This is a genomic window from Pseudoalteromonas sp. MB41 (genome assembly GCF_020966275.1).
In the GTDB taxonomy this organism is placed as follows: domain Bacteria; phylum Pseudomonadota; class Gammaproteobacteria; order Enterobacterales; family Alteromonadaceae; genus Pseudoalteromonas; species Pseudoalteromonas lipolytica.
In genome coordinates, this window is sequence record NZ_JAJJZF010000004.1 from 97,068 (window position 1) to 115,315 (window position 18,248).

Below are 18,248 nucleotides of genomic sequence, written 5' to 3' on the forward strand. Positions count from 1 at the left end.
GCCACATTATGATGATTATTAACTTTATCGGTATTTCACTCATCGCGCTGATCATTTGGTGGTTTTGGCTGTATAAACCAAACAACGTTGTTGCAACTAGTACCGACGTACTCATTGAGGTAAAAGAAGGGGTTTATTCGCCTGCTTCTCTACAAGTTACAGCTTACCACCCAATAACCTTATCTTTTTTGCGAAAAGATCCGTCACCTTGCTCCGAAACACTGCTCATTCCCTCCTTAGATATAAGTGAACAACTGACCCTGAACAAAGTGACAAAAATACACCTGCAAAATATCCCACCGGGAGAACATGTTTTTCACTGCCAAATGCAAATGTACAAAGGTGTTATCACTGCAGTCGAATGAAATTGTGAAGTGAAAATAAAACAGCTTGGAGAGATTATTATGAGTGATTTAGAACATAGAGTCGGCGTAAAAGAAGCAAACTTAGTCGTGCGCAATCTGCGGCTGTGTAAAGTGACAGATGAAAATTGTGATGCACTCATTGAAGAGATTGATAGACTCTTTGGCATCGATGAAGTGAGCTACAATATTCGTGAAAACGTAATACACTTGGCCTATGACGCAACCCACCTAAACTTAGAAGGGATCGAAAACGTTATTCGCAAACACGGTGCCGATCTTCACAATGACTGGTGGACACACACCAAAGAAAGTTACTACCAATTTGTCGATCAAAATATAAAAGATAACGTCTCTCACAAACCCTGGAGTTGCCATGCAACCCCACCAAATAGGCACAATAAACATAAAGAGTAAGGTTTCCCCATGACAGGAAACCTGTGAATACTTTTACATGTTGTTAAATGAGTAACCGTTACTAATTAAGTAAGCCTTGATCTGGTCTGTCAAATTCGAAAATGGGGTTTAGTCACATCTGACCGTCGCAAATGTGCAAAAAGCGAACCTTCAGTCATAACTCGTTTATGCCCCAAGACGTGTTTGGCGAATTTCTCAAAAAAGCGGGCTTCGAACGTCCGCAATTGCTTTTCTATTTTGTCAAAATATATTGCTTGCATAGTCAGAAAAACGACCCAATCGCTCGTTTTTATCCTGAGGTAAAAGCGAGAACTCCTAAATTTTAATAACACTGGTAATTAGTTAACAAGTTTGTTAGAAATAATCTAATAAGAAAAACGAGCTACGCTGTGGTAGAAAAACGCGCGATTAGCTCGCTATAAACATGTTATGTAACTAAGGATAGTCTGTATGAACTTTGAAGGAATTCAACCACCATATGTTGCATTTTATGGTCAAGCGATAAGATTTCATTGCGAAGCAGCAATGTTATCAATAGACTTTCTTCACTCCTTCGCCAACATGACAAATGAGAAAAAAGGTGAATATGAACTTACAGGTGAATTGACTGATCAAATCCTAAATCACTTACATAATATTTTCCTCCATGCCGCTTCTATTTCAAGATACTTTTGGCCTGCCCAAAAAGGCGAAGATAAGCTTCATCATAAACGAGCTTCCCAATTAAAAAGTATCTTTAAAATTGATGGAAATAGTCCATTGAAGAGCAGGAAACTTAGAAACTGCCTTGAACACTTTGATGAAAACTTGGACTTTTACCTTAATGATAAGCCGATTGTTGGCTATGTTTTGCCTTCGTATGTAGGTGCTACAATTGAAAGCGATGGTGTCCCCACCCATTTGTTTAGAGCTTTTTATATGGATACAGCAATATTTGAAGTGCTTGGGGAAAAATTTGAGGTTCAACCTATCGTTGACGCTATTTGTGAATTACATTCTGGTGTAGACGTTACATAACAAACGCTTCAAGAAAGGACGTAAAAAAGCTTGGCTTGCGCTCCTTCGTCGCTAATTTTAGCCAAGAATTTTACGCCTGTTAAGCGGGCGTTACTGATTAAATACTCTAACGTGTTTTTGTCCATTAACGAGTGAGTAAGGTGCAAAACTTGCACATTGCTTCTGCCCCTTTTCTACTTAGATTAAAAACTCATTCACATGTTGTTCACCTCTTTTGGCCTTACTAAACCTAATGTCACATCGTAAGATGTTTCGGGCGGATTTTTGTCATGAAAGGCCAATAATCACATAACGTGCTTATATTGCTTGAGTTGCATAAGTGATGGTAGCAAGATAGACCGAAAGCAAACGCGGAAAGATTCTGCCTAAATAGCGTTATAACTCGTGGGGGAAGAATGTACTTTTACTTGCCAATTTATAAAGAAACAAAGGAACAGTTTGAAGAAAGATATGAAAATGCCTTTGCTAAGAGGATTTCTGAGTTAGAAGCTCAAACTGATGGTGTGATTAGTCAAAATATGCGAATCAGAATGAAAGATCAGTTGGCTAAAGATATGGGGAGAAGCTGGCGAGAGAATCATGCTGTTGGCTGGATTAGAGTCGGTAAAGGGAAAGGTGGTTTTACCTTTATTATCTCTAAATCAAACCCCGAAAGACCACGCGGCCCTAAACGCTATTTTGATCTGATACCACCAGATAAGTGTTATGGCGCATACCACGTAATTTCATTTGAAAGCTGTACAAATACAGCAGAAGTACTAGGTCAATTTAAGCGTATCTTTTCAGAGATTGTGCAAGATTCTCCATTCAAAGGCTGCTTTGTCGATGATAGTCAAATTGTAAATTTGAGTGATTTTATCGATTGGAAAGCACTCATCGAAAAATGAGTTATGTTTCAGAGGGTGATATGAAAAGAGTTAAGTATAACTAAGAAAGCTAAAGGTGTTTATAAGATTTTGATTTTAAAAATAAAACTCATAAGACCATGCTCTTAGATAACGACTTTGAGGACGAATTGTGTTATTAAATTGAGTTATGTTCAACCTATTGAGTATTGGTAATGAAGATTCGTCATTTGGAAATCAGAAACTTTAGAGGAATCAAGTCACTTGAGTGGTGCTTACCCGACAATCAAATAATTACCCTTATAGGTAAAGGCGATTCGTGTAAGACGACTATCTTAGAAGCAATCAGATTAGCATTTTACCCTCATTGGGTACTTCAACTCAGTGATGTCGATTTCTTCAAGGTTAATATTGATGATCCGATAAGTATTAAAGTGACACTCGGAGATCTTCCTGAAGAGTTCCTTAATATGGGTAAGTTTGGGCTTCATTTGAGAGGATGGAACCCAATAGAGTCTCGTATTAATGATGAGCCTCAACAGTACGAAAAAGAGTTGGTAGTTGTTGATGACGAACCAGTGATAACAGTTCAGCTTAAAGTTGAATCAGACTTAGAGCCGAATTGGCGTGTAGTCACTGATAGAAACCCAGATGGTATTTCATTTCTTTTAGCAGATAGAAAACGCCTGAATGCGACCTTTATCGGTGCCTACAGTAATAGAATGCTAACGTGGGATGCTCAGAGTCCACTATCAAAGCTAACTGAGGAGGCAAGTGTCCAGTCAAATCTTGCCAAGGCGGCACGGGCAGCTAAAGGGGCTTTTGATGCTAATCGTGAAGATCTTGATGCTTTAGATAAGGCGGCGGCCAAAGTTTATGAGCTATCAAAAAAACTCGGTGTTCAGTCTTCAGACTTGTTTCGCAGTCATCTTGATTTAGGTGCCATAAATGTAAAGGCAGGCGGAATTTCTCTGCATGAAGGAGATGTTCCCTTACGCCAGTTGGGATTAGGCTCTAGAAGAATGTTAACCTGCGGTCTTCAGGCTGAGAATCTAAAGAGCCAACACATAACTCTTATCGATGAACTAGAGAACGGCTTAGAGCCACATCGAATTTCAAGGTTATTGAAGCATTTAAAAGAAGACCATCAAGGTTCCTATCTGTTTACCACGCATAGCCCAATCGTTTTACGTGAACTCAACTTTGAAGAGCTCAATATTGTACATAATGAGGCAGGTATAGTAACAATTAAGAATACGGCAGATAAATCACCTGTCGACTCCAAAGTTCAAGGAACGTTACGCTCTCATGCTGAGGCATTCTTATGCCCTAAGGTCATAGTATGTGAGGGGGCAACTGAGGTCGGTTTTATCAGAGGAATGGATGATTTCTATGTAAGTTTAAATAATGAGTCCCTGAGTTATCATGGCGTTTCGTATCTTGATGCAGCTAGCGGTAGCCAAGTAAAACCAAAAGCTGAAGTAATGCACTCATTGGGCTATAAAGTAGCAGCTTTCGTTGATTCTGATGATCCTAAACAATTTGGTGATAAACATAAAAAAGTCCTAGAAGAAAAAGATATAACAGTGATCATGTGGGACGGGGCAATGGCTCTGGAACAACGTTTGTTTTTAGATCTTCCGTGGAATTCAGTAATTGAGTTACTTTCCTTTGCTAAAGATGACTTAGGTTTAAACATTTGTGCCAATGTAGAATCTAAACTAGGTGGTCGAGCCCCAGATAACATAAAAGAATGGATTGATACGGAAGAATACAGAAAGGCGGTTGGAGATGCTGCTAAGTCGTCAAGTTGGTTCAAAAATATTACTTTAGGTGAAATACTAGGTAAAAAGACAACGGCTCAATTTCATGAGGGAAATCTGAAGGGAACAGATACTCATAAGAAGATGGAAGAGCTAAGAGGGTTTGTAGCACTATGACAGACCAATTAGCGAAGTCTTTAGCAGAAGCTCCTAAATCGGGTTATATCATTGCTCCAGCGGGGTTTGGTAAAACTTTTTTAATTGCAGAAAGTGTTAAATCTTGTACAGGAAAGCAGCTAATACTGACGCACACATTTGCTGGAGTTGACTCAATTAAAAATAAATTGACCAACCAAAATGTGCCCTCTAGCCAATACCATGTAGATACAATCGCTTCTTTTGCTTTGAAATGGGTTAAGGCTTATCCGAAAATAGCTAATTGGGTGTTTGATGAGCCCGAAACAAAAGCTCACTGGAGCACTTTGTATGAAAGTGCGACCTTGCTTTTTTCATATAACTTTATAGAGCAGGTCTTTGCTAGTACATACTCTGGTGTTTTTGTCGACGAATACCAAGATTGTTCAGATATCCAGCACAACCTAATTCTTAAGCTTGTCAAGCTTAAACCAACAAGGATGATTGGAGACCCATTACAAGCAATATTTGAATTTGATGGACAGAAAGTTGTCAATTGGGATACCTGTATTATACCTAAGTTTGATAAGTTGGGAGAGCTCAAAACTCCATGGCGATGGAAGCTCGCAGGTACAGAACAATTAGGTGAATGGTTATACAAAATTCGAGAAGAAATCGCTAAAGGTGATATGCCAAAAGCACCTAAAGAACTAGCTTGTTTTCATCATGTTCATTATGACTTGGAGGATATGCAATCTCCTAACAGGCTTACAGTGTTCAAGGAAAAAGCAAAAGAGGCGGGAAAGTGTATTGTTGTTTATCCGGGTTCAGAAGAATATAAACGTAAGACTCATGCTTTATCAAAGTGCCTATCTGGTATGTATACAAGTATTGAGGAAGTCGAAGGCAAGGCTCTTATTAGAACAGTTGATAAGGTAATTAAAGCTAAAAGTAATAATGCTAAACTGGTTGCTGTTGTTGACCTCGCAAAGTCATGTATGACATCTGTTGGAGGAGTTTTACCTAAAAAAACTATCGAAGGGCAAACTGCTAAGGTTACTACCAGAACTAGATATCCATCTTTAGTTGCTTCCGCGAACGAGTTTTTAGCTAATGGGAATATTGCGACGTTGATGGCTTTTGTTAAAGGGCTTTCTGAGTGTACCGAAACAAAAGTTTATCGAAGAGATCTCTTCTCTCGCTTTATATCAGTATTGGGCTACGCTCACACTTTACCTTTGGCTGAAGCAATAAAGCAATATAGGCAGGACTTTCGACACAGGGGACGCCCAGTACGCATGGATAACCAAATCGGGACGACTTTACTGGTTAAGGGGCTGGAATACAATCACTGCATCGTTACGTACCCTACGAGAATGAGCCCAAAAGAGTTCTATGTTGCTTTGACAAGAGGAACACATAGTATAACGGTAATTTCAGAGCCATAGCGGATGCCATACCTTAGGTAATCCGTTACTTGCTAATTTAGCAAGCGCTGTAACTCGGTTTTGTCCAAACCTTAGTCATTGGCAATCTATCTATTATCAATAGTGACTTTTAATTAGGAGGTCACTATGAAACAAAAACTAAACCACAATGCTACTGGGATGAAACGTCCTTTCAAACTTGAAGAGATTTGGCGTATACGTACTCGCATTGAAATTCAAAATAACTTGATGCAACTGGCGTTACTTAACTTGGCGATAGACAGCAAACTAAGATCATGTGATCTACTGTCTTTAAGGGTTAGAGATGTCGCAACCCAAGATCAAGTTTTCGAGAGGGTTCAATGGACACAAAAGAAAACAGGGATCGAAGTTCAATTTGAGATAACTCCGAGAACACAACAAAGTATTAGCCGTTGGGTTCAAGAAGGTAAATTGAAACCTAGTGAATATTTGTTTAGGAGTTTACGTCGCACTAATCAACCAATAAGCTATTCATATTACAGGTCTATAATCAGGAGTTGGGCTGAGCAGTTAGGGCTTGATTCTGATCTATATGGTACTCACTCAATGCGCAGAACCAAAGCGACTTTGGTTTACGCACGAACCAAAAATATTCGCGCTGTTCAATTACTACTTGGTCACACAAAAATCGATAACACAATTAGATATCTCGGAATTGAGATTGAAGATGCTATCAAGATATCCAGAGAAACAGATTGTTAATTAAGAAAAGGCGGCAATTTAAGCTGCCTTTGCCCCAAGACGTGTTTAGGCGAATTACTCAAAAGAGCGAACTTCGGCCATTCAAAATTGCTTTTCTATTTCGTCAAAGTATATTGCTTGCATAGTCAGGAAAGCGACCCAATCGCTCTTTTTTGTCCTGAGACAAAAGCTAGAACTACTGCATTTTAGTCTTAATGGCAATTAGTTAAGAAGTTTGTTACAAATGAGTCATTCAGAAAAGCGAGCGACACTGTGTTAGAAAAACGCGCGATTCGCTCGCTATAGACATGTCATGTTTCAAAGGGAAAAGTTGACTTATGAGTTATAGATTTGGAAATAAACTACTTTTTATTTTATCCGTTATAGTTTTTATTTATAGCCTGTTCAGTATTTTCGAAATGCAATTTTCAGCATTTGGATTTAGCGTTAAACTTAATGAAAATCCTGTATTATTTTATTTCATTGTAGGTGGCTTATTAATGGCCTCAGGCTTTACGTTACTAATAAAGACCTTAGAATTTGCCAAAAGCAAAACTCAACGAGTTGAAACATAACAAGCCATTGCAGTGCGGGGCGCTATAAAGCAACGAGGCATCAGAATTTTGGAAATGCATTTTGTATTTACTTCCTCTAGAGGACTAATTGAATCAGCAGAATATCTACCGGCACACACTGAAGATGATGATGCATTCTTCAATTCAAATAAATACTCCTTTATCTTAGTTGCTGCCGCTTCATTGGAAAGCTTGCTTAATGAAGGCATCATCTCATGGGCTTTTCGTCATTTCCCTAAAGCTGATCACAAAAGACATGCAACAGCGTTTCTTTCAATGAACTTAAGTAAAAAGTTAGATGTATTAGGGTTCCTTTTATCATCTGGTAAGCTCATTACAGACAATGAAAGTAAAATTTATCAGACTTTGATTAACTTAATAAAACTCCGAAATGAAGTGGCACATAGCAAGGACTTTTATAAAGAAACGGACATTGATTATGGTGAGCTAGATAAAGATGGTGGTAGAAGTTTCCTTTTAGCTTATGATATTTCTAAATTAATGAATAATCACCCTCTAAGTATTGAGCAAGAAAAGTGTCAATTCATTGTGTCGTCATTGAAGCACTCTGCAAGATAACTTTAAACATTCAAAATGTGGTCATTAATGAACGTAATGACCACAAAATTAATCCAAGTTTCATTCATTATATTCAACTCGATTTCTGCCATTTTTCTTTGCACGATATAGAGCTAAATCAGCACGTTCAATTACTGTTAGCGTATTATCATCACTGTGATTAATCGTCACTCCACAGCTGACTGACAATCTTTTTTCGTGAAAATAAATACCATTTATATCTGTAATAATGGTCGTTGCAACCTCTTTTGTTTCATCTAAGGTTGCCCCTTCAATGATGATTACAAACTCTTCGCCACCCCAACGAGCACATAACGCTTTACTTGGAGATACTGACTTTAATTTATTTGAAACAATGACAAGCGCTTTATCGCCTTCCAAGTGACCATAGGTATCGTTTATTTCTTTAAAATAATCAATGTCTAGTAGTATGAAACCAAAATTCGAGCTTTTTAGTAAACTTGAAAGCGTTCTATCTAGTTTTTCTCGATTAAACAATCCAGTGAGTTTATCGGTTTCAGCGAGTTTTTTCATAGAAACGAAATAAGACAATGTGAGCAATGGCAACTTCAATAATATTAAAAACAGAGCCAAGGCCAATTTTAAGAGGTTCCGGATTCTGTGAGTGTTCATAAACTATAAAAGCACACACTGCAAAAGCAAACGCACTAAGTAAACTTCCCCAATTTCGACCTACTAAATAAAATGAAAATGGAGGAATTAATGTTGCCCAAAATAATGAATAGGCCGCGCCGTTAATTGAGATAATAAATGTCAGTATTAAACTGTTAATCAATAACACCACAGCCCATGAAACCGCTTTAATTTTTGAGCTTTTAATGAACCAAACATATAGTAAAATAGACAAAGTTAGCCCAACCGCATCAAGCAAAGCGAGTTCATAGCTGTTGAATTTAAAGATATTGATAACAGTCAGTACAAAGAAGTACACAGTACATATCAATAAAGAATGGGCGATCAAACGGCTTCGCCAAAATAGCTCAGGACTATTGTGGTGTGCTGGAATGTTTTTATACCAATATTTGAGCATAGTAAATTCTGTTTTTAAATTATTACACGCGAGCTATGCTCTCAAGCAAAGGCCCAGTCCTGTCACTCTATCATAGAAAAACGTGCTAGGACTGAGCGAGGTTTTTCATTATTTTTTATCGCCGTTTATTATGTGCAAATCACGTTGAGGGAACGGAATAGTAATCCCTTTGCTCTCCACTTTATCTTTAATTTTACGCTGTGTTTGCCAATATATATCCCAGTAATGTGGTGTAGCGACCCAAGCACGAAGCTGCAAGTTCACAGAGCTATCTGCTAATGTGTGGACTAAATACTGAGGGGCTGGCTCAATCAAAATTCGAGATTCTTCACTAACAAGCTCCCTTAATGCCGCAAGTCCATCTTCAATTGAATCACCATAAGAAATACCCACAGTTATATCCATGCGACGCTTTTCGTTTCTCGTAAAGTTTTTTATCGCATTTGCCCAAACCGTGCTATTTGGGATTGATACAAAAACACCATCGGCGGTTTCAAGGACAGTGGTAAATAGACCTAAATCTTTTACACTCCCTGTATAGCTTGACACTTCAACAAACTCTGCCTTTTTTAGAGGCTTTAAGAAAAGTAGCATGACCCCCGCAGCCACATTACTGAGCGTATCTTTTAGGGCTAGACCAATCGCTAAGCCTGCGGCACCGACGAGTGCGACAAGACTGGCCGTATTGACTCCAAATAAATCTAAAATAATCACAATTGCAATTAAATAAACCACATAGCCTGAAAGCGTGGTAAGCAGTTTTGTAATGATTTCATCTTGCTTGCTCAGTCTGTAAACACCTTTATGTACGGCACGTTTTAGTAATTTTGAACAAATATTTGCCCCAATAAAAATGAAAATAGTCAGCAGCGTATTCTTTGCTATTGCTATAAGTTGCAATTGATGCTCAGAAAAAAAGTTTATGATGGTGTCCATCGGTGATTTCCCTTTTAATATAAATAAAATATGCGCTTTGCTCTAAACAATTTAGCAATAAATGTTATTTAATGATACTGGTAACTAAGTAGCCATTGTAAGCAATATAGGAAGCAAGCAAGATACTACCTTCCCAACTATTTATTCTGCCTTGTCGGCCAAAACCGTAAGCCATAACCAATAACATGACGGAAAGTACAAGCATCACACTCCAATCTCTGTAAAGTACGTCTGTAGAAATGTGAGGGATAGGCTCAATAATACCAGCGATACCAATTACAGCTAAGATGTTAAACATATTCGACCCCACAACATTGCCAATGGCGATGTCATGCTCTCCCTTTTTAGCGGCAATAATAGAAGCTGCAAGCTCTGGCAAAGATGTCCCTAATGCAACGATAGTTAAGCCGATAATAAGGTCACTGACACCGAGCGCAGTTGCAATTTCAACCGCTCCCCAAACAAGTATGCGAGAGCTAATAATGAGTAATGTTAAGCCCACGGTGAGCCAGAAAATTGCTTTCCCTAAAGACATGGCGTGACTTTTAAGCTCAGTATCAAATTCTGTTTCGAGGGTATCACTTGGTGATTTCATACTTGAATAGACTGACCATGCTAAGAACAAGACTAATCCGCCCAACAACAGACTTGCATCAATCACTGATAAAGCGCCGTCATACAGCAAGTACCCACAAAAAAGTACGACAACTAATAATAAGGGAAGCTCGTTTTTAACAATTTTAGACTGAACAGTGATAGGGGCAATGATGGCTGTTACACCAAGAATTAAGCTGATATTTACAATATTGGACCCGAGTGCATTACCTAACGCCAAATCAGGGTTTCCATCACTTGCAGCCATTGCTGATACGACCATTTCAGGAGCCGAAGTCCCAAAACCAACAATGACCATACCAATTAAAATTGAAGGCAAGCCAGCATGGCCTGCTGTAGATGCCGCCCCTTCAACAAAGCGGTCTGCACTCCATACGAGTAAGGCAAACCCTGCAATAATAGCGGCTATAGCTAAAACCATGACTGAGCCCCCGCGATATCAATACCTGAAGGGTGTATGGCAGAGTTGTCTGGTCTATTTGCAAAATGAAGTGAACTTTGGCAGCGATGTAGTTTCATTATTTACCCTTAGGGCAGACTAGACTAAAAAGACAACAAACCATCTCTGCCCGAAATGACTCATTGCCTTAAGTCTTGTCAAAACCTGATACGGTTCGAAACTGCCACGAGCGATGTTGCCCGGAGACTGTTGACAGTTTCCTTGCTTAATGCAAGAGACTACTCCCCTAAGTTTTTCAAGAATAATCCATCCCTAATAATAATACAATTAGCTTGGCTCCCTTTTTTAAAAAATGATAAATATAAAGAATCATCAAAATAGGCCGATATAAAATTACATCACTAAATCAGGGACGTATTATGAAGGTTAATTCTGGAAGTTTACCGCAACCACTTAATATTCAAAATGTGACTTTAGAGTCACCTATAAATGGCAAGGCTCTTTTAGAAACTGAGCTTAAAAAATTGGCGGATGACGTATATCATGAAAGCGCGCCTCCAGAGCTAAACCAAACGTATACCAAACCGCTGACGATGACATCGAGCCAGATAGACATAACTAAAACAGTTGATGACTATATGCATGAGCTAGCTGTTGCTACTGGTGAATTATATTTGCCGGGAGGTAGTGTGCCTAAGGCGGTAGAAAAAATGCTGTCTCCCTATGACTCACTTCTTTCAGATATAAATCGGCAGAACCCTTCATTGGCCTATAAAAATTGGGGAATCGCTATAAACCAATCTGGTGCTTTAGAAGCGACAGGCACAATTACAGGTTTTGAAAAAGAATTCTTAGAAGAAAAACTAAATGATTCAAAGGAACTAGTAAGCACTATATCTGATTTTAAATCTAATTTTTTAAAATATATTGTGCCTGAAAACCGAGGTTATGGAAGGTATGATGTTACGGCTGATAATTTTCTAGGTGTTTTCGATTTTAGAGAAATGCTTGAAAGTTCAAGGAGCAATGACGACTTCAAAAAGACATGGGAATACGAAACTAATTGGTTAAAATTGAATGATAATATCTTGTCACAGTTAAAAAGAAACGCCACAAGTTATTAGGCTTAGTGCCCATATTGTGCTGAAATGAATTCACAGCATTCCTTACTAAATACTACCATGTAGTGGCATACTTTTATGCCTTAATTTAGTCATGACTCTTCAAATATTTTAACGCGTTTATGTCCAAAAGTGAGTTATTGTCTCTTGAACGCTCACTTGAGACTTTTGTACTCTAAAGTTCAGTCACTTACTTTTTAATAGGTCGCATACTTGCAATATACCTCACTGCCTTCATCTTCCTATATTTAATATTACAGTAGCAGTTCAATCTCACTCTAAATAAGAACCAAATTGAGGATACGTTTTCTGTCACTTTTTGGCTTATTTATTATCTATGCATGAAATGAAAACAAGGTAAAAACATCATTTTCAATAAAAATATTGAAATGTATTGCTCCCCACCTCTCCACTGTATACCTGAAAGTAGCCCCGTTACACTTATCTAAATTAAGGTCATGTTTATTGATAGATGAATTACACAGCAAGTTATCAGAGTGGCTCATTTATATTGCACGCTAATGGCTTTCAGCTATTCAAAATCATGATTGGACTTCACATCTAACAATTCGCCAGTCTTAGCTATCTTAAAGAAGATATTTTTCTCATTTTGGTTATTTTCTGCTTTGACAACATAATAGCCCTCTTCAACATGGACTATTGAGAGCTTATCGTTTGCTACCTCTTTCCATGAAGCATCGAGTTTACCAACTTCAAACCCATAATCCTTAAAAGTCATTTTCTTGATTGACTTGGCAGCAATATTCATTGCTTTTTGGTCATTAATAAGGTCATGGCCACTGTGCGCCAACGCACCAACACTCAATAATGCAATGCAGATTAACGCTGTTGTAATTAATCGATTCATTACTTTTCTCTCCTGGTTCTTACTTTTACAATGTGTTTAATTATGCCGTTTATTTTTTTAAGCCAATCACTTCATATTCACCCTTAACAAGGAGCTGTACGGCAATTGGGCTATCTGTTTTATTTTTCCAGTACCAACCGTGTGAACCGGCAAAGGGAGCGGTGAAGCTTCCTTTCATTTCATTACTGGTGGCAATCGTATAGCTTTCAAAATACCCCGTTGTGTCACCTTTTGGTTCACCATGCAAATCAAAATACAATGGCTCACCCTCTGTTAACCATTCATAGGTCATTTTGGCATGTTGGGGCATTGCAAACTTATATTCAACTCCTCTACCTGCAGGAACGATTACTTCAATGATCTGAAATTCATCGGTGCCTTTATTCCCTGTCGGTGATTGATTTGGTTGCGTGCCTGTCTCTGCAGCTATCGCAATGCTGGTTAGGCCAAGCTTATGGCCAAGACCCGTTGGGTCAATGTTATATTCGGCCGGAAGAATTAAAGTCACCAGAGCAATGGCCGCAACAACCGTTGACGATACGCTCGCTATAATTAAGGTCTTTAAACTCACTGTGTGTTGCATACTCATCTCTTATTTATGTGTTAACTAACGAAATAACCCGTTAATTGAAAACCAACTAACATCACACCAGCACTCATGAGTGCTGTATTTGTTAAGGTCGAAAAACGTTGGAATGATGGAAAATGTCGCCACGCATTTATGGCTATTAAAATAAAGATAAGCGCTGCAAATTGCCCCAATTCAACACCAATATTAAACGCGATTAAATTAACTAATAAACCATCCTCTGGTAATTGAAACTCTTGTAACTTCGTCGCTAAACCAAAACCATGAAACAAGCCAAAAATCAGCACCGCTGCTTTTGTATTGGGTTGCCAGTTAAAGCAGCGTTTAAACCCACCTAGGTTATCAAACCCTTTGTAAATAACAGAAAAACCGATAATCGCGTCAATTAAGTAAGCATTAACGTTAATATCACCCAGTACACCGAGCAAAAGCGTAGTACTGTGACCAAGAGTGAACATCGTCACATAGAGCAACACATCTTTGCTGCGATATAAAAAGAAAATCACACCGACTAAAAATAATAAATGGTCATAGCCTGTGATCATATGTTTTGCACCAATATACAAAAACGGGACAAATTGTATTCCCTGATTTTGCTCTAAAAATGCACGGGTGTTGTCATCTACACCATGTGCTAACACATCAATACTGACGAGCCCAAGCACCGCAATCAAAAAGAGTAAGCTCATTTTTAATAGCTTATTTTGCATTCCAACTTCCTGTACATCTAATTCTTTCAAGTAATACGCCTTTCAATTTTTATCACATGTTATAAAACGCAGATAAACCTGCTTGGCCAACTAAACTGTTATCTATACTTAAGTGGTTTAACATTAATTGCAACGTTTGATTTACGTTTTCTCCTTTATAACGTTATCTTCATCATTTGCAGTAATGACTGTTAATTCAACCGACTTAGAAATAATTTCCTTCATCAAACAAAAGTTCAGCACTCCTTAATCGTGCAAAAAAAAAGCCGCTTTTGATGGTTCTTCTACACAAAGCCTGCTATTTTTTAATCAGTTAGTATCCAAAAAATATACATCACCACATTTACTGCGAGGAGTGCTCAAAATGTGTGCACGGATTTCACTTATATCTACAACTATTTCAGTCGCTTTAGCCTGCTCTTTGCCGTTAGCTTTTTCTGCAAAAGCCGAACAAAAACCTAACAGTGCCAAGGTCTACCCATTGAAAGAAGCGTTCTTCGGTGAGCAGCATGTCCATACAGGTGTGTCGATGGATGCGTTTATTGCGGGTAATAGACTAACGCCTGATGACGCCTATCGCTTTGCTAAAGGCGAAGAAATGATGGTGAATGGTAGTCTCCACAAAATAAAACGACCACTTGATTTTGTTGCTGTTACAGATCACTCAGAGTTTATGGGAGAAGCCTTTAGCCTAATGAATGAAGGGGCACCTGGTTACGACCACGAAATAGCCGTTGCTTTTCGTGAAGCTCCAGATTTAGAAACGGCATTAAAACTTTATAATAAGTACGTATTAGCCCCATTAGCAGGCGGTGGAGAACCTCACCCTGCATTTTTTCAAGGCCAAGAAGCCATTAAATCTACATGGCAAAAAAATATAGAAGCCACTGAAAAGCATTATCAACCAGGTAAATTCACCACTATACATGCCTACGAGTGGACATCTGCTCCTGGGGGGGCTAACCAACATCGCAATGTTTTCTTTAGAGATAACAATGTCCCTGATATGCCTTTTTCATCAAACGAAGGGGCCGATCCTGAGCAGCTATGGGCATGGATGCAAACACAACGCGACAGTGGCAAAAAAGTGTTCGCAATACCACATAACTCAAATGAATCGAAAGGCTTATTATTTGCTGAAGCAAGTCTTTCAGGCGTACCCGTAAACAAAGAATATGCTGAAAAACGGGCCAGTATGGAGCCACTCATTGAAATGATGCAAGTTAAGGGTAATTCAGAAGTTATACCCAACTTTTGGCCCAATGACGAGTTTGCAGACTTTGAAAATGCAGTGTCAATTCAAAAGTTTAATGGTCGTGCGTTCATAAAAGAAAACTATGTGCGTTATGGACTAGGACGCGGCATTAAATATCATGCAGAGCTTGGAGTTAACCCTTTTAAATATGGGTTTGTTGGCGGAACAGACAGCCATAATGGCACACCAAGTAACGTTGAAGAAGACAATTACGCTGTCGGTAGTCATGGCTATGCCGACCAAACAGCCGATGTACGTTCTAAGGCAATGCTTGAAGGCGAAATGCTGATTGCAGACTCCAGTCCTGGCGCGTTGACTGCTGTGTGGGCTAATTCAAATACGCGCAGTGCGATTTGGGATTCAATGCAAGCAAAAGAAACCTTTGCCACCAGCGGCCCACGTATGAAAGTCCGTTTTTTTGCAGGCCAAGGGTTCAATAAAAGTTACAAAAATTACACCGACCTTGTAAAAGATGGTTATGAAAAGGGCGTGCCGATGGGCGGCGACTACAAAGGTAAAAAAGCCCCTGAGTTTTTAGTATGGGCAATCAAAGATCCTATTGGCCCAAACTTAGATCGTATCCAGATTATTAAAGGGTGGTACGAAAACGGTGAGATGAAAGACCACGTTTATGACGTTGTAGCCTCGGGAGATCGCCTAAAAGCAGATGGAAGTGTTACCCCTATTGATGCCCCTATAAATCTTAAAACGGGTGAATTCAATCAAGTAAAAGGGGCTGTTGAACTTATGTCAGTATGGACAGACCCTGACTGGGACCCAAATCAAGAAGCATTTTATTATGTGCGTGTTTTGCAACTGCCAACAGCACGTTGGACGTTATATGACGAAATAAATGCCGGTGTTAAATACCCAGATGATGTAAAACGTCAAATTGTAGAACGCGCATGGGCCTCACCTATTTGGTACGAAGTAGAGTAAGTATAATTAATGATTAAACGTATTTTAAAAGAGCCTATTACTCATTTTCTGGTATTAGGCTCACTCTTATTTGCAGCATGGAATTACCTTGCACCTTCGCAAGAATCAGAAAACAATGAGTATGTAATAGTGGTCGATCAAGCTAAGTTTGATCACCTAAAAACCCTTTGGAAAGCGCAGTGGAAACATGAACCTTCGAATGAGGATATTGCTGCCATTCTTGAGCGACATATTCGCAAAGAGGTATTTTACCGTGAAGCGTTAACCATGGGTCTTGATCAAAGTGATGAAATAATTCGTACGCGACTTGCACAGAAAATGGAAGCAGTTGCCAGCGATCTCAGCAATTTAATGCAGCTCCCTTCTGAGCAACAGCTTAAAGAGTTTCATCAAGCTCGCCCAGAACTGTTTACCATTGCGCAATCATTCGCGTTTGAGCAAGTTATATTAACGCCACAAGAGGCTCAAGAGCCAAAACTGAGTGAAATTCGCGCCCAGCTAATAGCAAATCCAAATACACTAAACAGTTTTGAGAATCGCCGTTCAGTGCCTAACAACTGGCCTCTCATGCCTGAAAACACCCTCAAGAATGCATTTGGAGGCACCTTTGTTGAGCAACTCGCTAAGCAGCCAACAGAGCAATGGGTTGGACCCATTGAGTCTGGTATTGGTTTGCACCTCGTTAAAATTGCCAATAATACCCCCGAACATTTAGCCCCTTTCAGTGATATTAGAGACTATGTTTTAGAGCAGTATAAATACTATGCAGTCATCGACTCACAGCAAAAAATGTTCGAAACGTTGCTTAAAAAGTATCGCGTTCGATTGGAAGCTGACACCATTCCGACGGAAATAGAGCAAGAGTTTGCCGCATTATGAGAATGAAAGTATTTTGTTTTGCCTTGCTACTAATATGGGGAAGTTCAGGGTTTGCACATGAAATTCGCCCCGCGTATTTACAAATTAATCAAGTGACTGAACACGAGTATAATTTACTTTGGAAAGTACCCACTAACAACAACTTAGTGCAGAATATACGCCCTGTTTTCGAGCCTCAGTTTTCACTTTCTCCATTACCGAATCACATGGTAATAAATGGATTTGTATTGTTTCAATATCGGTTAAATGCCGATACAGAACTTGCAGGAACAACACTGACAATTGAAAACCTAAACCGCACCACTATCGATACTTTAATCAACATAAAATTGTTGAACGGGAGTCAATATAGTTTATTAATGAAGCCGAATGAAAATACGCTTTCGATTCCAAGCGAAGGCAGTATTTGGCAAATCATCACCTCTTATACAAAACTCGGAATTGAGCATATTTTAGAGGGCTGGGATCACCTGGCATTTGTTGCGGCATTGATGTTTATTGTTAGAGGCTGGGTCACGTTATTTAAAACAATCACCGCGTTTACATTAGCACATTCAATCACGCTCGGTTTAGCAACATTTGGTTATGTATCACTGCCACCTCCTCCCGTTGAGGCACTCATCGCATTGAGTATTTTACTGATTGCAGCTGAATCAATACGTATTAGACACAATCAACACAGCCTAACAACAAAATGGCCTTGGTTAGTCGCATTTATATTTGGTTTATTGCATGGCTTTGGTTTTGCGGGAGCACTAAAAGACATTGGCTTACCACAAGTCGATGTGCCTGCAGCTCTCTTGTTTTTTAACTTAGGGGTTGAACTTGGCCAATTGTTTTTCATTACCGCTATTTTAGGCACCGTTGCCATTACTAAGCACCTTATTAAAGTGCCAAAATCAGCGGCTACGTTTGCGGCATACGGTATTGGTAGCCTTGCCTGTTTTTGGCTTATTGAGCGTATTGAAGGTATGTTTTTTTAATCGTGTTTAACGTAAGGCATGTTATTTGCCACTCTCTCAGCGAGAATAAATAAAATGCC

At 39.0% G+C, this 18,248-nt stretch carries 19 protein-coding genes; 12 read left to right on the forward strand and 7 right to left on the reverse strand.

Translation table 11 applies throughout. The annotated features are described in order from the left end of the window. Window positions 1-8: 8 nt before the first annotated feature. From LPA49_RS06860 to LPA49_RS06895, 8 genes are all read left to right on the forward strand, one after another. Entirely contained in the window at window positions 9-365 is a 357-nt protein-coding gene (locus LPA49_RS06860) for a cupredoxin domain-containing protein (RefSeq protein WP_065978803.1), read from the forward strand. A 39-nt stretch (window positions 366-404) separates the two neighbouring features. After that, window positions 405-779, forward strand: coding sequence for a cation transporter (locus LPA49_RS06865; RefSeq protein ID WP_180311739.1), 375 nt, complete (start codon window positions 405-407; stop codon window positions 777-779). Window positions 780-1,229: 450 nt separating this feature from the next. Next, window positions 1,230-1,796: a hypothetical protein gene (locus tag LPA49_RS06870; RefSeq protein ID WP_230236124.1), complete on the forward strand. Its 567-nt coding sequence runs from the start codon at window positions 1,230-1,232 to the stop codon at window positions 1,794-1,796. Window positions 1,797-2,191: 395 nt separating this feature from the next. After that, window positions 2,192-2,683, forward strand: a complete 492-nt coding sequence (locus tag LPA49_RS06875) for a hypothetical protein (RefSeq protein WP_230236126.1) — start codon at window positions 2,192-2,194, stop codon at window positions 2,681-2,683. Window positions 2,684-2,856: 173 nt separating this feature from the next. Beyond that, window positions 2,857-4,581, forward strand: coding sequence for an ATP-dependent endonuclease (locus LPA49_RS06880; protein ID WP_230236128.1), 1,725 nt, complete (start codon window positions 2,857-2,859; stop codon window positions 4,579-4,581). Then, entirely contained in the window at window positions 4,578-5,987 is a 1,410-nt protein-coding gene (locus LPA49_RS06885) for a UvrD-helicase domain-containing protein (protein ID WP_230236130.1), read from the forward strand. The genes LPA49_RS06880 and LPA49_RS06885 overlap by 4 nt, the downstream gene beginning before the upstream one ends. Window positions 5,988-6,113: 126 nt before the next feature. Next, window positions 6,114-6,710, forward strand: a complete 597-nt coding sequence (locus tag LPA49_RS06890; protein WP_062565915.1) for a tyrosine-type recombinase/integrase — start codon at window positions 6,114-6,116, stop codon at window positions 6,708-6,710. A 602-nt stretch (window positions 6,711-7,312) separates the two neighbouring features. Further along, complete coding sequence (locus tag LPA49_RS06895) at window positions 7,313-7,843, forward strand: hypothetical protein (RefSeq protein ID WP_156426486.1); 531 nt, start codon at window positions 7,313-7,315, stop codon at window positions 7,841-7,843. Window positions 7,844-7,903: 60 nt separating this feature from the next. Here LPA49_RS06895 and LPA49_RS06900 read toward each other — a convergent pair whose 3' ends face one another. The 4 genes from LPA49_RS06900 to LPA49_RS06915 form a co-directional block, all read right to left on the reverse strand. Next, window positions 7,904-8,377: a GGDEF domain-containing protein gene (locus tag LPA49_RS06900; protein ID WP_062565911.1), complete on the reverse strand. Its 474-nt coding sequence runs from the start codon at window positions 8,375-8,377 to the stop codon at window positions 7,904-7,906. Then, a complete protein-coding gene (locus LPA49_RS06905) occupies window positions 8,361-8,894 on the reverse strand; it encodes a hypothetical protein (RefSeq protein ID WP_281547079.1) in 534 nt (177 codons plus the stop codon). Before LPA49_RS06905 ends, LPA49_RS06900 begins: the two co-directional genes overlap by 17 nt. A 108-nt stretch (window positions 8,895-9,002) precedes the next feature. After that, window positions 9,003-9,830 carry a mechanosensitive ion channel family protein gene (locus tag LPA49_RS06910; RefSeq protein WP_180311776.1) on the reverse strand — a complete coding sequence of 276 codons (828 nt, stop codon included), beginning with the start codon at window positions 9,828-9,830 and terminating at the stop codon, window positions 9,003-9,005. 64 nt (window positions 9,831-9,894) lie between these two features. Beyond that, window positions 9,895-10,866 (reverse strand): calcium/sodium antiporter, encoded by a 972-nt coding sequence (locus LPA49_RS06915; protein WP_230236134.1) that lies wholly within the window; start codon window positions 10,864-10,866, stop codon window positions 9,895-9,897. A gap of 398 nt (window positions 10,867-11,264) precedes the next feature. On the opposite strand from LPA49_RS06915, the gene LPA49_RS06920 reads away from it, so the two are divergent. Further along, complete coding sequence (locus LPA49_RS06920; RefSeq protein WP_130052460.1) at window positions 11,265-11,969, forward strand: hypothetical protein; 705 nt, start codon at window positions 11,265-11,267, stop codon at window positions 11,967-11,969. Between the two features lie 529 nt (window positions 11,970-12,498). Here LPA49_RS06920 and LPA49_RS06925 read toward each other — a convergent pair. Genes LPA49_RS06925 through LPA49_RS06935 form a run of 3 tightly spaced genes read right to left on the reverse strand, consistent with a single transcriptional unit; the run spans window position 12,499 to window position 14,133 of the window. Further along, complete coding sequence (locus tag LPA49_RS06925; protein WP_230236136.1) at window positions 12,499-12,834, reverse strand: DUF6488 family protein; 336 nt, start codon at window positions 12,832-12,834, stop codon at window positions 12,499-12,501. A gap of 49 nt (window positions 12,835-12,883) precedes the next feature. Continuing rightward, a complete protein-coding gene (locus tag LPA49_RS06930; protein ID WP_230236138.1) occupies window positions 12,884-13,417 on the reverse strand; it encodes a hypothetical protein in 534 nt (177 codons plus the stop codon). Window positions 13,418-13,437: 20 nt separating this feature from the next. Beyond that, entirely contained in the window at window positions 13,438-14,133 is a 696-nt protein-coding gene (locus LPA49_RS06935) for a HupE/UreJ family protein (RefSeq protein ID WP_036972393.1), read from the reverse strand. Window positions 14,134-14,497: 364 nt separating this feature from the next. On the opposite strand from LPA49_RS06935, the gene LPA49_RS06940 reads away from it, so the two are divergent. Genes LPA49_RS06940 through LPA49_RS06950 form a run of 3 tightly spaced genes read left to right on the forward strand, consistent with a single transcriptional unit; the run spans window position 14,498 to window position 18,189 of the window. After that, on the forward strand, window positions 14,498-16,327 hold the full coding sequence (locus LPA49_RS06940) for a DUF3604 domain-containing protein (RefSeq protein ID WP_230236140.1): 1,830 nt from the start codon (window positions 14,498-14,500) through the stop codon (window positions 16,325-16,327). A 9-nt stretch (window positions 16,328-16,336) separates the two neighbouring features. Further along, window positions 16,337-17,206 (forward strand): peptidyl-prolyl cis-trans isomerase, encoded by an 870-nt coding sequence (locus LPA49_RS06945; protein WP_230236142.1) that lies wholly within the window; start codon window positions 16,337-16,339, stop codon window positions 17,204-17,206. Next, window positions 17,203-18,189, forward strand: a complete 987-nt coding sequence (locus LPA49_RS06950) for a HupE/UreJ family protein (RefSeq protein ID WP_230236144.1) — start codon at window positions 17,203-17,205, stop codon at window positions 18,187-18,189. Before LPA49_RS06945 ends, LPA49_RS06950 begins: the two co-directional genes overlap by 4 nt. The last annotated feature ends 59 nt before the right edge of the window (window positions 18,190-18,248 follow it).

Bases quoted from the DNA above. Each gene is read 5' to 3' on its own strand.
- LPA49_RS06915 (WP_230236134.1), bottom strand. From the start codon at position 10,866: ATGGTTTTAGCTATAGCCGCTATTATTGCAGGGTTTGCCTTACTCGTA.
- LPA49_RS06925 (WP_230236136.1), bottom strand. From the start codon at position 12,834: ATGAATCGATTAATTACAACAGCGTTAATCTGCATTGCATTATTGAGT.
- LPA49_RS06935 (WP_036972393.1), bottom strand. From the start codon at position 14,133: ATGCAAAATAAGCTATTAAAAATGAGCTTACTCTTTTTGATTGCGGTG.
- LPA49_RS06945 (WP_230236142.1), top strand. From the start codon at position 16,337: ATGATTAAACGTATTTTAAAAGAGCCTATTACTCATTTTCTGGTATTA.
- LPA49_RS06940 (WP_230236140.1), top strand. From the start codon at position 14,498: ATGTGTGCACGGATTTCACTTATATCTACAACTATTTCAGTCGCTTTA.
- LPA49_RS06885 (WP_230236130.1), top strand. From the start codon at position 4,578: ATGACAGACCAATTAGCGAAGTCTTTAGCAGAAGCTCCTAAATCGGGT.
- LPA49_RS06950 (WP_230236144.1), top strand. From the start codon at position 17,203: ATGAGAATGAAAGTATTTTGTTTTGCCTTGCTACTAATATGGGGAAGT.
- LPA49_RS06910 (WP_180311776.1), bottom strand. From the start codon at position 9,830: ATGGACACCATCATAAACTTTTTTTCTGAGCATCAATTGCAACTTATA.
- LPA49_RS06930 (WP_230236138.1), bottom strand. From the start codon at position 13,417: ATGCAACACACAGTGAGTTTAAAGACCTTAATTATAGCGAGCGTATCG.
- LPA49_RS06890 (WP_062565915.1), top strand. From the start codon at position 6,114: ATGAAACAAAAACTAAACCACAATGCTACTGGGATGAAACGTCCTTTC.
- LPA49_RS06860 (WP_065978803.1), top strand. From the start codon at position 9: ATGATGATTATTAACTTTATCGGTATTTCACTCATCGCGCTGATCATT.
- LPA49_RS06865 (WP_180311739.1), top strand. From the start codon at position 405: ATGAGTGATTTAGAACATAGAGTCGGCGTAAAAGAAGCAAACTTAGTC.
- LPA49_RS06875 (WP_230236126.1), top strand. From the start codon at position 2,192: ATGTACTTTTACTTGCCAATTTATAAAGAAACAAAGGAACAGTTTGAA.
- LPA49_RS06905 (WP_281547079.1), bottom strand. From the start codon at position 8,894: ATGCTCAAATATTGGTATAAAAACATTCCAGCACACCACAATAGTCCT.
- LPA49_RS06920 (WP_130052460.1), top strand. From the start codon at position 11,265: ATGAAGGTTAATTCTGGAAGTTTACCGCAACCACTTAATATTCAAAAT.
- LPA49_RS06900 (WP_062565911.1), bottom strand. From the start codon at position 8,377: ATGAAAAAACTCGCTGAAACCGATAAACTCACTGGATTGTTTAATCGA.
- LPA49_RS06880 (WP_230236128.1), top strand. From the start codon at position 2,857: ATGAAGATTCGTCATTTGGAAATCAGAAACTTTAGAGGAATCAAGTCA.
- LPA49_RS06870 (WP_230236124.1), top strand. From the start codon at position 1,230: ATGAACTTTGAAGGAATTCAACCACCATATGTTGCATTTTATGGTCAA.